The sequence below is a fragment of the Chryseobacterium shigense genome, from assembly GCF_900156575.1.
In the GTDB taxonomy this organism is placed as follows: Bacteria; Bacteroidota; Bacteroidia; order Flavobacteriales; family Weeksellaceae; genus Chryseobacterium; species Chryseobacterium shigense.
In genome coordinates, this window is sequence record NZ_FTNY01000004.1 from 292,801 (window position 1) to 306,574 (window position 13,774).

At 33.3% G+C, this 13,774-nt stretch carries 10 protein-coding genes; 4 read left to right on the forward strand and 6 right to left on the reverse strand.

Translation table 11 applies throughout. The annotated features are described in order from the left end of the window. Positions 1 to 80: 80 nt before the first annotated feature. The 4 genes from BW964_RS14900 to BW964_RS14915 form a co-directional block, all read right to left on the reverse strand. The gene (locus tag BW964_RS14900) at positions 81 to 857 is read right to left on the reverse strand and encodes a hypothetical protein (protein WP_076508349.1); all 777 of its coding nucleotides are present in this window, start codon (positions 855 to 857) and stop codon (positions 81 to 83) included. Then, on the reverse strand, positions 847 to 1,674 hold the full coding sequence (locus tag BW964_RS14905) for a carboxypeptidase-like regulatory domain-containing protein (protein WP_076508351.1): 828 nt from the start codon (positions 1,672 to 1,674) through the stop codon (positions 847 to 849). Before BW964_RS14905 ends, BW964_RS14900 begins: the two co-directional genes overlap by 11 nt. Positions 1,675 to 1,690: 16 nt before the next feature. Continuing rightward, the gene (locus BW964_RS14910) at positions 1,691 to 2,866 is read right to left on the reverse strand and encodes a lanthionine synthetase LanC family protein (RefSeq protein ID WP_076508352.1); all 1,176 of its coding nucleotides are present in this window, start codon (positions 2,864 to 2,866) and stop codon (positions 1,691 to 1,693) included. Positions 2,867 to 2,932: 66 nt separating this feature from the next. After that, positions 2,933 to 3,130: a hypothetical protein gene (locus BW964_RS14915; RefSeq protein WP_167369808.1), complete on the reverse strand. Its 198-nt coding sequence runs from the start codon at positions 3,128 to 3,130 to the stop codon at positions 2,933 to 2,935. An 85-nt stretch (positions 3,131 to 3,215) separates the two neighbouring features. Between BW964_RS14915 and BW964_RS14920 the strand changes: the two genes are divergently transcribed. Both BW964_RS14920 and BW964_RS14925 read left to right on the forward strand, forming a co-directional pair. Next, a complete protein-coding gene (locus tag BW964_RS14920; RefSeq protein ID WP_076508355.1) occupies positions 3,216 to 6,197 on the forward strand; it encodes a thiopeptide-type bacteriocin biosynthesis protein in 2,982 nt (993 codons plus the stop codon). A gap of 6 nt (positions 6,198 to 6,203) precedes the next feature. Beyond that, positions 6,204 to 8,396 carry a peptidase domain-containing ABC transporter gene (locus BW964_RS14925; RefSeq protein ID WP_076508357.1) on the forward strand — a complete coding sequence of 731 codons (2,193 nt, stop codon included), beginning with the start codon at positions 6,204 to 6,206 and terminating at the stop codon, positions 8,394 to 8,396. Between the two features lie 282 nt (positions 8,397 to 8,678). On the opposite strand, the gene katG is transcribed toward BW964_RS14925, so the two are convergent. Then, entirely contained in the window at positions 8,679 to 10,958 is a 2,280-nt protein-coding gene (katG, locus tag BW964_RS14930; RefSeq protein WP_076508358.1) for a catalase/peroxidase HPI, read from the reverse strand. A 331-nt stretch (positions 10,959 to 11,289) separates the two neighbouring features. Here katG and BW964_RS14935 point away from each other — a divergent pair, with 331 nt between their 5' ends. Together BW964_RS14935 and BW964_RS14940 are read left to right on the forward strand one after the other, a co-directional pair. Beyond that, positions 11,290 to 11,751, forward strand: a complete 462-nt coding sequence (locus BW964_RS14935; protein WP_076508360.1) for a heme-binding domain-containing protein — start codon at positions 11,290 to 11,292, stop codon at positions 11,749 to 11,751. Between the two features lie 10 nt (positions 11,752 to 11,761). Further along, the gene (locus BW964_RS14940; protein ID WP_076508362.1) at positions 11,762 to 12,175 is read left to right on the forward strand and encodes a thiol-disulfide oxidoreductase DCC family protein; all 414 of its coding nucleotides are present in this window, start codon (positions 11,762 to 11,764) and stop codon (positions 12,173 to 12,175) included. A gap of 82 nt (positions 12,176 to 12,257) precedes the next feature. Here BW964_RS14940 and BW964_RS14945 read toward each other — a convergent pair whose 3' ends face one another. Then, complete coding sequence (locus tag BW964_RS14945; RefSeq protein WP_076508363.1) at positions 12,258 to 13,691, reverse strand: alpha-amylase; 1,434 nt, start codon at positions 13,689 to 13,691, stop codon at positions 12,258 to 12,260. Positions 13,692 to 13,774 lie beyond the last annotated feature (83 nt).

Here is a 13,774-nt window from a genome sequence, read left to right on the forward strand (position 1 = left end):
CAATCAATTATGATTGCTTTTGTTTTTTTATCAATGGCAAAGATTCGGTTTTAAAACCAATCTAAACTCGAAAATAATAATTATTGTTTTTTATTTAGCCGTGACCTGAATACATCAATAGAACTATTTAATTCATAACGAACGGTCTCAATTCTGTTGGATTTTATACCTGAAAGTATTTTGGGATTAGATTGAAGCGCAAATTCTAAAAATTCATCTATTTTTTCAGTAGGAATGTCAAATTTGATAAAATACTCATCATCAATTCGGTCTCTAATCCATTGAACCTTGACCTGTAAATCTTGATACTTGTATAAAGACTTCATTCTTCTGGCATCACCACTAACTAATTTATATACAGCATCAATTTTTACTGACCCGAATAAAAGAGGGACAATAACGTCATTACTCACTGTAGGTATTCTTTCCCTTTGGACACCTTTGAGTTTTGGAAGCCCAATTTCTTTTTCTAATATTTCTTTAGAATGATCAATCTTTGTATGTTTTAAATCCTTCAACAAATTACCCGAAAGATTATTTATTTTAATTTCCTCAATTTCAAAAGGTTTTTTTATGAGTATAACTTTTAAAGCATAGATATTATTAACTTTTTCTGACTTTCTTTCATATCCGTCTTTGAGAAATCTAATCTCATCATTAATATTTCCTTCAATGGAAAATTTTCCTTCAGAATCAGTATACCCTTTTTTCTGATTTCCCATATTATATACCAGTACATCACGAATATAATGTCCTTCTTCTGATAAAACAATTCCATCAATAATAGTTTGTGCATCTACCGTATTGGCAATACATAAGCATATACAACAAAAGAAAATCAAATACTTATTTTTCAACTTTTACATCAATATTGATAGCGGGAGAAGCTACTGATGACTTTTCCCAGCTGCCATAGTATTTTCTTTTAAATACCGTTTTAAGTAAAGCTCCGCTAAGAAATATGTGTCCTTTAAAAAAATTCATAAATTGTATGCTAACGAAAAAATCGCTGTTTACATAAATATCTTGATCACTTACATCAAGGGTAAATGTACCATCTTTAATAGAATTTTTTGTTACGACCGCTGTAACATCCTTATATAAAACAGATTCGTTTGGGGTACCATTTTTTTCATTGTATACATTGATTCGTAATTCAACAGGTACATCGGTTTGAAAATCTGCAATATTCAAGTTTATTTTCTGAATTTTCACCTTTTTACTGTTCGAAAACTTAATCGCTAATTCCCGGGATTGTTCTTCTTTTTCCTTTTTTCTTTCAGGATAGGTCGCAAACAAAATTTTCTTCGATTTAGAATCTACTCCCCAATGCTTCTCTTTAAATCGTTTAGGAGTAAGGACAACTTCGGCAATATCTCTCACTTTTTCTTTTAGAAGAATATTGTGGGTACTATTTTTTAGGAAGCTGTTTATAGGAAATGAAAATTGATCAAAACCTCCCACAACTACCGTTAAGTTTAAATCTTTATTTACCGCACTTAAATCAAGCGTATAATTGCCTTGTTCGTCAGCAATAGTTCCGTTTTCTTCAGTACCAATGCCAATTTTAGCATAAGGAACAGGACTTCCGTCATCTTGCGATAGTACTTTGCCTGTTATGGTTTGAGCATCTAATAAAGTCCCTAAAAAAATAAAAAAAAATAAAAATTTCATAAAAAATTACTATTTACTATATCATAAAAATATCTTCCCAGCTATTGTCTTGCTTTTCATTGACGATACTGAGTAATACAAGACCTATACCACAAAATCCTGTTATTAATCCTATATCAGGAGCATACTTATAAGTATTTTCATAAAAAACATGACTATAAAAAGATTCTAAGTCTGTTTGTTTCACTAGCTCATCCTTCCAGTATTTTTCCGTAATATCATACTTATTTAAGGATTCATTTATTTTTTTATATAAATAAAAAACGCCTGAGGTACCATGGCAAAATCCTTTATCATTAATACTTGAACTTTCATCAGAAATTTTCCGGCTCAAGGTTTTAAGCAAAATGATTTCTCCTTCTTTAATTATATTTTCATTATCTGTACTTTGGCCAAAAGCAATGATCGAATGAGCTATGCTTAAATCTCCATAACACCAAGCCATTCGTGATCCTTTATGATTTACTTCAGACGTGTTATCTAATTTAATTTTACTTGGAAAATAGCAATAATCCAGTTGATCCGTTTTTTGAGACAAGATCCAGTTGATACTCTGCTCTCCTAATATTTTTGCTTTTTCATATTTAGTTTCTGAATAAACCTTTCCCAGAAATGATATTATCGAAGGAATTCCATGAGCTAGACCCAAATTTATGGTAGTGCTATCATATTTGTCTACCCAAAAAACTCCATTTTCATCTTTTTGAGCAGTTTCTTCTAAAGAATCTACAAACAAAATAAGATGATCATTATTCTGAGATAGTCCCATCTTTGATTTTTGCAAAAAATAAACGGCATATCCTAAAAAACCATAAAATAAATCATAGTTGCCATTTTCCTTTTCAAGCAACGTGCTCTTTATAAAAAATTCATCGAAAAAATCTATAAGATCCAAATCCAGATCAAAGGCTCCGTGTTTACAAAAATACAGATATAACCAGACAATTCCTGTACAGCCACCTATAAGCCCAGAATTATTAAGTTTATTTTCTAAAGATTCATAGACGCTTTCAAAGCTACTAATTACAGACTCTAATACCTCCTCATCTTTAAAAGTTAAAGCATAATTATATAAGAAAAGATTTTTAGCAGATAAACCTGAACCAATTGAGAAATCATCAGGGTCTTGGATACTTATAACAAAATCTTTAATCGTCTCTATTGACTCTATTATTCTTTGATTATATTCCATTACAAATGATTAAAAAAAATGTGCTATACAATTTATATAGCACATTATAATTTTTAGTGGTAAAAGTTAAAATACATCACAAAATACTGTCCCACTTCCCGGACTATGTCCGCTACCGTTACAGCTGGTATGACTTGTACATCCTACATCTGCATTAGTTTGAGTACAAAGCACTCTTGATCCGAAAAAGCCTCCTTTAATTGACTTTTCTTCTCCTTTTACAATAGTGTCGATTTTTTCTTTGTTCAACACTAGCTTCTTCAATGTTTTTTGTTTTTTCATTGTGATTTATTAGTTAAAATTAGTTTGACAAAAATATAATATTTTTCTAAATTCGCAACAAAAAACCATGAAAATATCTTTTTTTTCCTACCATATCTTTAGAGTACCAGCCTATTCCTTGTCAAAATTAAACTCCCTTACAAGTGATAAAAACTACTCATATAACGTTATGGATGATAAATTTTTAACATATTCTATATTTTTATCTTCTCCTTCTTTATATTTTCAACTAATCAATGAAAAAAATGAAAATGAAAAATTAAATAATACATTAACAAAATATATTAGCAGAATTGGATATAGAACGATTCCATTTGGTGTTTTTTCAGGATTAGGATTAATAAAGACAGATTATGATAAAAATAACAACGGAAAATTGACAATTAAGGATACCCGCACTAAATCATTACTTGATCTAAGCCTATCTTACAAAAGAAACATTTATCTACTATCGAAAAAAAATTATGAAGACTGTGAATTTAGTGTAAACCCAACCGTTAAATATAATAAAGGAAAGTATCGGTATGTTGATTTTAAGGTTGATACCAATGGCAATATCAATTATAGTTACACCTCATTTGATAGCAATTCTTATATCAAAAAGATATTTTCTTTAATGAACCAGGGAAAAACTATTAAAGAAGTCATTTATTCAATAGTTGACGAGGATATAGAATATGAAGACGCTAGTGAGTTCATCAATGAACTTATTGAAAGCAAAATACTTATCTCCGATTTTGAACCTTCAACCATAGGGTTCGATAATTTACAGAAAAGTAACAATAAAATCAATAATTTATTGGATAAGATGGACCATCTTAACTTTAATGATAGGATAAAGCTCCAATATAATGTACAAAAAAAGCAAGCAAAAAGCGGGAATATTTCTCAAAATGATAATTTACTCTATGTGAATACTTTTTTTTCGTCTGAAGAAAATTTTTCCAATACACAAACTTCACTGATCAAACAGTCGATTAATATTCTCAATCAATTTCTAGTAAGATTCAAACAGGATGATTTTTTTGCCATTAACATCAATGATTTCAAAAAGAAATTTGAAAGAAGATTTGAAGAAGAGTCCGTTTCAATTTTAGATGCTTTAGATCCTGAAAAAGGTATTCTATATGTAAATAATAAATCTGAAGAAAATGATTTTGAATTAATAGATAGTTTTTTCCTAAAAAAAATAAATAAGAATCTCGGTAATAAAGTAGGCTCGATAAGTGATACTGAATTAAACCAAATATTAAAACTGAAAGAAACCCATCAGACAAATAGAAGTCCTACAGGATGTGCTAGAATTAGTTTGTATAAAGAAAATGATTCTGATTTTATTTATATCAAATCCATATCTCCGCATAGTCCTACAAGGATTTTATCACGGTTTACCAATTCTAATGAAGAGATCCATTCACTATGTTCAGAAATAGCCCATTATGAAGATAATGAGTTTTCTGAAACTATACTAGCCGAACTTGATTTTTTACCTAATATTTATCAGGGAAATATCCTCAATAGATCAAGATTTAGAAAGTATAGAATTATTATACACAGTAAAGAAAATTCAAAGTATTGTATTCCAATAAATGATTTGTTTTTAAAAATACATCGCGGGGAATTAGTAATTATATCTAAAAAATTAAAAAAAATAGTAATCCCTTGTTTTTCAACGGCAATAGATCTCGATAAATCAGATATATTACCTATGATCAAATTTTTGGTTGATTACTATTATACTCAATTTAACCATACTATTGGTTTTCTTAATATAATAAAGTATCATAAATACTATAAGCACATTCCAAGACTGATGTACAAGAACATAATACTAAACAAGGAAAGCTGGCAAGTGAATGTACATGATTTCTTATATGAGGATAATATTAAAAATGAATACAATAAAAAAGACATAGAAAATGCAGTAAAAATATTTAATACAAAGAGAGAAAAGATTGGAATACCTCGTTGGTTTGAATTTGTAATTGATGATATAGAAACCTATATTGACAGTGAAAATGAAAAAATGATTAAAATATTTCTGACTGAGCTGAATAAAAGGAAAGAAATGTTATTGTATGAAGTATTGACAAAAAACCTTGACTCCGTTATCTATTCTGACAATGGAGAACCCCATAACAATGAGTTTTTTATCCCTTTTAAAAATCATGATTTTACTGCACCTAATTACAAGCCAATTTTCAACAGTTCAAAGATTAGCAGGAAAGAAAGATTTTTTATTCCCGGTTCTGAATGGTTGTATTATAAGATTTATATAAATCAGGAATATTCAACAAAGTTTCTCATACTTCTTTTTGATAAATTAAAGAAGATGGTAGCGAGTGAAGAAATTAAGAAGTTTTTTTATCTTATGTTTATTGATTCTGAGTTCCATATCAGGTTAAGAATAAATATCAGTAAAGAGCACTATGGTCATGTTAATGAAAAGCTAACTTATTTCCTTGGTTCATTGATGGAGCAGTTATATGTAAACAATATACTTATTGACACTTATGTACGCGAAATAGAAAGGTATGAATCTTCTAATATAGATGTCATAGAGACAATTTTCTACATAGATTCAGAAGAATCAATGAAGTTCATTAATCTTTCTTTTACAAAAAAAATAGATAGTTGGATATATAGTATTAAATTAATTGATTTTTACATTGATATGGTATTTGAAAAAATCACCGACAAATTATCTTTCGTCAGAGAAATGAAGAATAATTTGGAGAATCGTTTAGGTAATGGAATTTCAAATAAAACAAAATGGGTCAATGAAAAGTATTTGAGTAATGCTGAAAATATTACCAATGTTTTCATGAATGATGCGGTTGTTCCTGCTGTGTTTAGGAAAAAAATTAAAGATCAGTTTTTAAAGCTCCGATTTTCAAATACTCATACTCCAAAGTATTATATTGGCAATATGATTCACATGCATATTACAAGAGTCTCAAATAAGGAAAATATACTTTACGAATTTTTAGTTTATTCAATTTTAGATAAAAGATTAAGTGAGGCAGTTTATAATAAGAACAAAATATAAAAGCTAATGTTCAACTTTGTTTTTCAGCGCGATCAGATGGATTGTGGCCCTGCATGTTTAGAAATGATATGCAATCATTATGGTAAAAGCTTTGGTATACATTATCTTCGGGAAAAATGTTTTGTAAACAGAGAAGGTGTATCACTTTCAGGAATAAGAGAAGCCTCAGAAAATTTAGGATTTGAAGTTACTACCGGAAAACTGACAACAGATAGTTTTGAGCATAATATGTTTCCATGTATTTTACATTGGAATCAGGATCATTTTATTGTTTTATATAAAATCTCAAAAAATTATTTCAATAAAAAGAAAATATATAAAATAGCTGATCCTGCACACGGCTTACTATCTCTTTCAGAAGAAAAGTTTAAGGATGCCTGGCTATCTGATGGAGAGAAGGGTATTGCTGTTTTTTTTGAGCCAACAGAAAAATTTTATTTGCAAAATGCTCATGAGGAAAAATCAAGTTCATTAAAAGACATGATAAGATATGTAAAACCTTATAGAAGACAACTCCTTTATATGTTTTTATTTCTTCTTTTAGGAACAATTTCCACCCTAGCTTTTCCAATATTAACTCAAAAACTTATAGATGATGGTGTTGACAAAAAGAACGTTAATGTTATATTTTTTGTTTTGGTTGCTCAATTATTCCTTTTTATTGGGAATATGGTATTTTCAGTATTCAGGAATTTTATTGCATTAAACATTGGAACAAAAATAAATATTGATGTTATCTCTGATTTCTTAATGAAATTTGTAAAGCTTCCCATTAAGTTTTTTGACACTAAACTCTTGGGAGACTTTAATCAACGGATTCAGGATCATGAAAGAATTGAACAGTTCTTCACATCTAATAGTTTAACGACTTTGTTTTCATTGATTACTTTTTCCGTTTTTTTCGGGATCTTATGGTATTATAATATTACGATTCTATTCGTTTATTTATTATTAACAGTTTTATCTATTTTATGGTCTTTATTCTGGATGAAAAAAAGAAAGGCCTTAGATTACTTCAGATTTAGGCAGAAAAGTGAAAACCAGGAAGCTATTTATGAAATACTCAATGGGATTTCAGAGATGAAACTCAATCAATACGAAAGCTTTAAAATATCCGAGTGGAAGAAAATTCAAAAAAAATTATTTAAAATAAATGTCCGTATTTTAAAACTTGACCAGGTTCAACTGTCAGGATTTGATTTTATCAATCAATTAAAAAACATTATTGTAACATTTCTTGCCGCCAATTTTGTTATTAAGGGAAACATGACCATTGGTGAACTATTAAGTGTATCTTATATTATTGGTCAAATGAATTCTCCTATCAATCAAATTATCACTTTTTTCAGATCTCTTCAAGATGCAAGATTGAGCTTAGACAGACTGGACGAGGTTCAAAATCACAAAGAAGAAGAATCCACAAATCAAAAGAAGCTTTCGATAGGAAACGATGTTGAGGAGAAAGGCATTACCTTAAAAAAGGTTTATTTCCAATATGAGGGTTCTGATTCTGATTATATACTCAAAGATGTGAGCGTAGAAATTCCGGAAGGAAAAATAACAGCAATTGTAGGCGCAAGTGGAAGTGGTAAAACAACTTTATTAAAAATTTTATTGAAATTTTATGATCCTTTATCCGGAGAGATCATAATAAACAATGATGATCTTAACGGTATTTCCCCAAAGGCACTAAGAGAAAATTGTGGTGTAGTAATGCAAGACGGATACATCTTTTCAGATACTATTGAACGCAATATCGCGACAAGTGATGATATCATTAACTTTGAAAAGCTCCAATATGCAATGCATGTTGCCAATATACTAGATTTTGTAAAGAAGTTACCCTTAAAAACAAAAACAAGAATCGGAATATCAGGAATTGGACTTTCAGGGGGGCAAAAACAACGTATCCTGATTGCAAGAGCAATTTATAAAAACCCTCATTACCTTTTCTTTGATGAAGCTACCAGTGCCCTGGACGCTGAAAATGAAAAAGTAATCCACAATAATCTGCAAGAATTTTTTAAAGGTAAAACAGCGATTATCATTGCTCATAGGCTTTCTACCGTAAAGAGTGCTGATCAAATTATTGTTCTTAAAAATGGTGAAATTGTGGAAAGAGGAAATCACGACCAATTAGTAGATAATAAAGCTGATTATTTTAATCTAATTAAGAATCAACTAGAATTAGGAAATTAATTTATACAAGAAAGGTCAATATTTTCTAAACATCTATACTGTTCTTTTATACAGAATTCAAGAAAGTTTTAACTTGCTGTAAAGAATATTTTAAAAACTTCTGAACGTGAAAATATTCTCAATAACATAATAACACGCCAAATAAGAAAGGCCGTATCACAAATTGTGAAAACGGCCTTTGTTATATCTTCTCTCAGCCTCATGTCTGAGCGAAATGTTTGATCCGGAAGAACTTTACCCCCCCATCATTTAGTTCTGAAATAAATTCGACAATTTTATTTGTTAAATCACATCAAACCTATCCAGGTTCATTACTTTTGTCCATACTCTTACAAAATCATTTGTAAATTTCTCCTGAGCATCGGAACTTCCATACACCTCGGCAATAGCTCTCAGTTCAGAGTTTGAACCGAAAACAAGATCTGCACGGGTGGCAGTCCATTTAGGTTGACCTGTTGAACGATCAGTACCCATGTACAATTCACTGTCTTCAGAAATTGATTTCCATTGCGTTCCCATATCCAGGAGATTAACAAAGAAGTCATTGGTAAGTACTCCGGGACGGCTGGTAAATACACCGTGTTTAGATCCGTCAAAATTGGTATCCAGTGCACGCATTCCCCCTATTAATACCGTCAATTCCGGAGCGGTAAGCGTTAAGAGCTGTGCTTTATCAATCAATAAAGATTCAGTAGATACCGAGAATTTACTTTTCGGGTAATTACGGAATCCGTCTGCGGCTGGTTCCAGATATGCCATAGATTCAACGTCGGTCTGCTCTTGCGAAGCATCCATTCTTCCCGGTGTAAAAGGAACTTTAATGAACTGACCGGCAGCTTTTGCAGCTTTTTCCACAGCAGCACTTCCCGCCAGAACAATAATATCGGCCATTGATATCTTCTTTCCTCCGCTTTGAGAGTCATTAAACTCGTTCTGAATCTTTTCCAATTCCCCTAAAACTTTCTGAAGCTGAGAAGGATTGTTTACTGCCCAGTATTTTTGAGGAGCCAGGCGGATTCTGGCGCCATTAGCTCCGCCACGTTTATCACTCCCTCTAAAGGTAGACGCAGAAGCCCAGGCAACAGATACCAGCTCAGAAATAGTCAGTCCTGAATTGATTATTTTTTCTTTTAATGCCTCAATATCTCCATCATTCACCAGTTCATGATCAACTGCCGGAATAGGATCCTGCCAGATAAGATCCTCCTGTGGAACATCCGGTCCTAAATATCTTGCTTTAGGGCCCATATCTCTGTGGGTAAGTTTAAACCATGCTCTGGAGAAGGCATCAGCAAAGGCATCAGGGTTTTCGTAGAAATGTCTTGATATTTTTTCGTAAACAGGATCCAGTCGTAATGAAAGGTCTGTCGTAAGCATGGTAGGTCTGTGCTTTTTATTAGGATCAAAGGCGTCAGGAATAATCTCAGCACCTTCTTTTGCTACCCACTGATGAGCACCGGCAGGGCTTTTGGTAAGTTCCCACTCATTTTCAAATAAATTCTTGAAGAAATAATTACTCCATTCTGTAGGAGTTTCTGTCCACGTTACTTCCAGACCACTGGAAATGGCATCTTTTCCCTTTCCTGATTTATAGGTGCTGCTCCACCCTAACCCCTGAAGTTCAATTCCGGCAGCTTCCGGTTCTTTTCCTACGTTATCAGCAGGACCGGCACCGTGTGTTTTCCCAAAGGTATGTCCACCGGCAATCAAGGCTACGGTTTCCTCATCATTCATCGCCATACGTCCGAAAGTATCTCTGATATCTTTAGCTGCAGCAATAGGATCAGGATTTCCGTCCGGACCTTCAGGATTTACATAAATAAGTCCCATTTGTACTGCTGCAAGTGGTTTTTCAAGATTTCTGGAATGAATATCACCATCTGCATCATCATCTGTAGGAAGTACACCATGCTGTTCCGCTACTCCTTCTGATCCGTGCGCATACCGAAGATCACCTCCAAGCCATGTTTTTTCCGAACCCCAGTAAATATCCATATCCGGTTCCCATACATCTTCACGCCCTCCTGCAAATCCGAAAGTTTTAAAGCCCATCGATTCCAGAGCCATATTTCCCGTCAGGATTAAAAGGTCAGCCCAGGAAATATTCTTTCCATATTTTTGTTTAACAGGCCACAATAGTCTTCTGGCCTTGTCTAAGCTTACATTATCCGGCCAGCTGTTCAAAGGGGCAAAACGTTGCTGTCCCGCTCCTGCACCTCCTCTTCCATCTCCTACACGGTAAGTACCTGCACTGTGCCACGCCATACGGATAAACAGAGGACCGTAATGGCCAAAGTCAGCGGGCCACCAATCCTGAGAGTCCGTCATCAATGCATGAAGATCTCTTTTTACCGCCTCAAGATCGAGGCTTTTAAATGCTTCAGCGTAGTCAAAATCCTTATCCATAGGATCTGAAAGTGATGAGTGCTGACGCAGGATATCTACTCTCAGTTGCTCAGGCCACCAATCTAAATTTTTGGTCCCTCCGCCTGCTACAGCCTCTTTTTTCATTGTTCCGTTATGAAATGGGCACTTACTGATGTCATTCGAATCTTTTTCCATTGTCGTTTAATATTTTATGTTGTTCAATACAGTTTATTTTTAAATACCTGACAAACTTACAAAGCCTACTCAATATACACAATCTATTAATTTTAATTTAAACCATAGTTAAAAACTATAATAAACTAATTTTTACAAATCGCTTGATCATATCAGACTAAAACAATTAATAATGCAATTAAATTAATGAAAATTAGAGAATGTCTATACAATAAGCAAGATTAAACGATCATATTTAGAATGATTCAAATGAACGGTATACAATTTGATAATCAGTTCATTCAGTTTAATAAAATTTGATTATTTTTATAATTCCAAGCCTACCACTGATATGAAAAAATTACTCGTTATTCTTCTTGTTGTCTTCATTATTATCCAGTTTTTTCCGATTGATAAAACCAATCCGCCTCCTACACCGGGAATGGATTTTCTGAAAATCAAAAATACGCCACAGCCTATTGCTAAGATTATAAGTACCTCATGCTATGACTGTCATTCCAATGACACCCAATATCCATGGTATTCAAGCATTTCACCCGCTTCATGGTTTGTTAAAAATCATATCGATGAGGGCCGGAAACATCTAAATTTCTCTACCTTTGCTGTATACGAGCCCAAGATACAGGCTCATAAACTGGAAGAATGCATAGAAATGATCGAAAAGGAAGAAATGCCTTTGGAATCTTATTATGTAGGACATCAGGATGCAAAACTGACCGCTGAACAGCGTAAAGAATTGATCCAATATTTCAAAAAAGTAAAAGAAGACACCGAAAGGAAAATGGTATTTTAAAATCAAAGTCATGCAGGATAATTGGGAAGATCAACATATTGTGTTTTTTGACGGCGACTGCGGCGTCTGTAATTTCTGGGTACAATGGATCCTTGAGCGGGATAAGAATAACAGATTTATGTTTGCGTCCCTTCAGTCTGATTTCGGACAAAAGTTCTTGGCTGAAAGAGGTCTGGAAACTAAAGTATTCAACACACTTTATCTATGGAAACCGGGCCATTATTATTATATAAAATCAAGGGCAGTACTCCAGATTGCCAATATACTTGGGGGTATTTATAAGCTTTCGGTAGCTGGAAAAATAATTCCTGCATTTTTAAGTGATCAGGTATATGATCTCATTTCAAGAAACAGAATGAAACTGGCTAACCAGAAATGCTTTCTTCCTGATTCTAATCAAAAGAAAAAATTTATTGAAGTCTGATTTTCAATGATGTATCTTCAAAAACGCCTATAGAAAAAGCAAAGATGAATCATCTTTGCTTTCTTACTTATTAAAGCTTTTGCTATTGGTTCAATGACCATATGGAATAGCTGTTGGGCGGAGACTGGATCTTCACCCATTGATCTCCCTGTGTTGTAGGATACCAGGTAGAATTACCTGTAAAATCTTTTATTTGCTTGCTACTCCAATTGGTTTCCACCCATCTTTCCTGCCAGCTTGATGAATTATTGATATAGACCACCAGCCCGGGATTTCCGTTGTACCCGTTACGCCTAGCGATATATTCATCATTATCTGTATAAAGAATAGAAGTATTTCCGGTAGCTTTATTATTATGAATCCAGATCAGGTTGTTCAGTTTTTGTTTATTCAACCATTCTTCATAATCACGGTAAAAAATTGTAGGATACCCTTCATGCGTCAGAATATAGGCATAGGCCGGCATTTTATTGTTAATAATATCCGTATCATGATTGGCTACGAAGGTCACAGCTTTGTAAGGATTTCTTTTCCACATCATGTCGTCATTCAAAGCATTCAGATTTCCATTATCAAAAGCTTCATCCATTTTATAATAGGCTGCAAAATCGAACACGGAACTGTTGGCATTATTCGCCCACCATTCCAGAGTATTCACATTGGAATCCCATAGTTCGCCTACTGAAAATCCACCTACACTGGCATTCCAGTTATTCACGACCCAAGGCCCGAAACCTTTTACATAATCAAATCTCCAACCGTCAAATTTCATGACATTTTTATAATATTTCCCAACAGAATCATCTCTTCCCCAAAGCCAACCCTGAACGTAGGGATTAGCGTGACAAAGATCCGGGAATCCTCCAAAAGCTCCTTCATCATTATTTCCATAGGAGTTTTTGTAAAAATCATTGTAGCTTCTCGGAAATTTCCCTGAAGCGATGGCGGAGAAATCGGTCCAGGTGTTTGTTCCGGTAAAAGGATTCGCCTGAGACTGTCCGCCACTGTTGTGATTGATCACAATATCTGCATAGACCTGCATATTTTCAGCATGCGCTTTTGTAATTAATGCTTCCAGTTCAGTTCTTGACCCAAATCGTGTTTCTACACTTCCGTTTTGGTTGAAATTTCCGAAATCATAATAATCCGTAGGATCATATCCCATTGAATACGCTCCATTCTGTGCTTTTGAGGCAGGAGGAAGCCATACTGCCCCAATCCCTGAATCTGACCAGGCGGTAAGTTTGTCTTTCACGGTATTCCACCAGTTTCCACCTTCGGGAACATCCCAGTAAAATCCCTGCATAAGAACTCCTCCTCCGGGACCGGATACAAATTTCCCGGATACAGATCCGCTTCCGGTACTGAAGGGTCGTCCGTCATGAGTCGTGACGTTTACTGTTTTAGAATGAACCTCATCACTCCGAGGATTTTCATTGTCGTTTTCATCACGGCTCTGGCAGGCATTAAAAATTGTTAAAACCAGCATTGAAACTAAGAAATGTGTTTTTTTCATACTAATATTTTAATTATTAACCTACTAACTAAATTACAATTTTCTTAAAACAAATTCTATAAAATGTGAAATATTTTCATTTT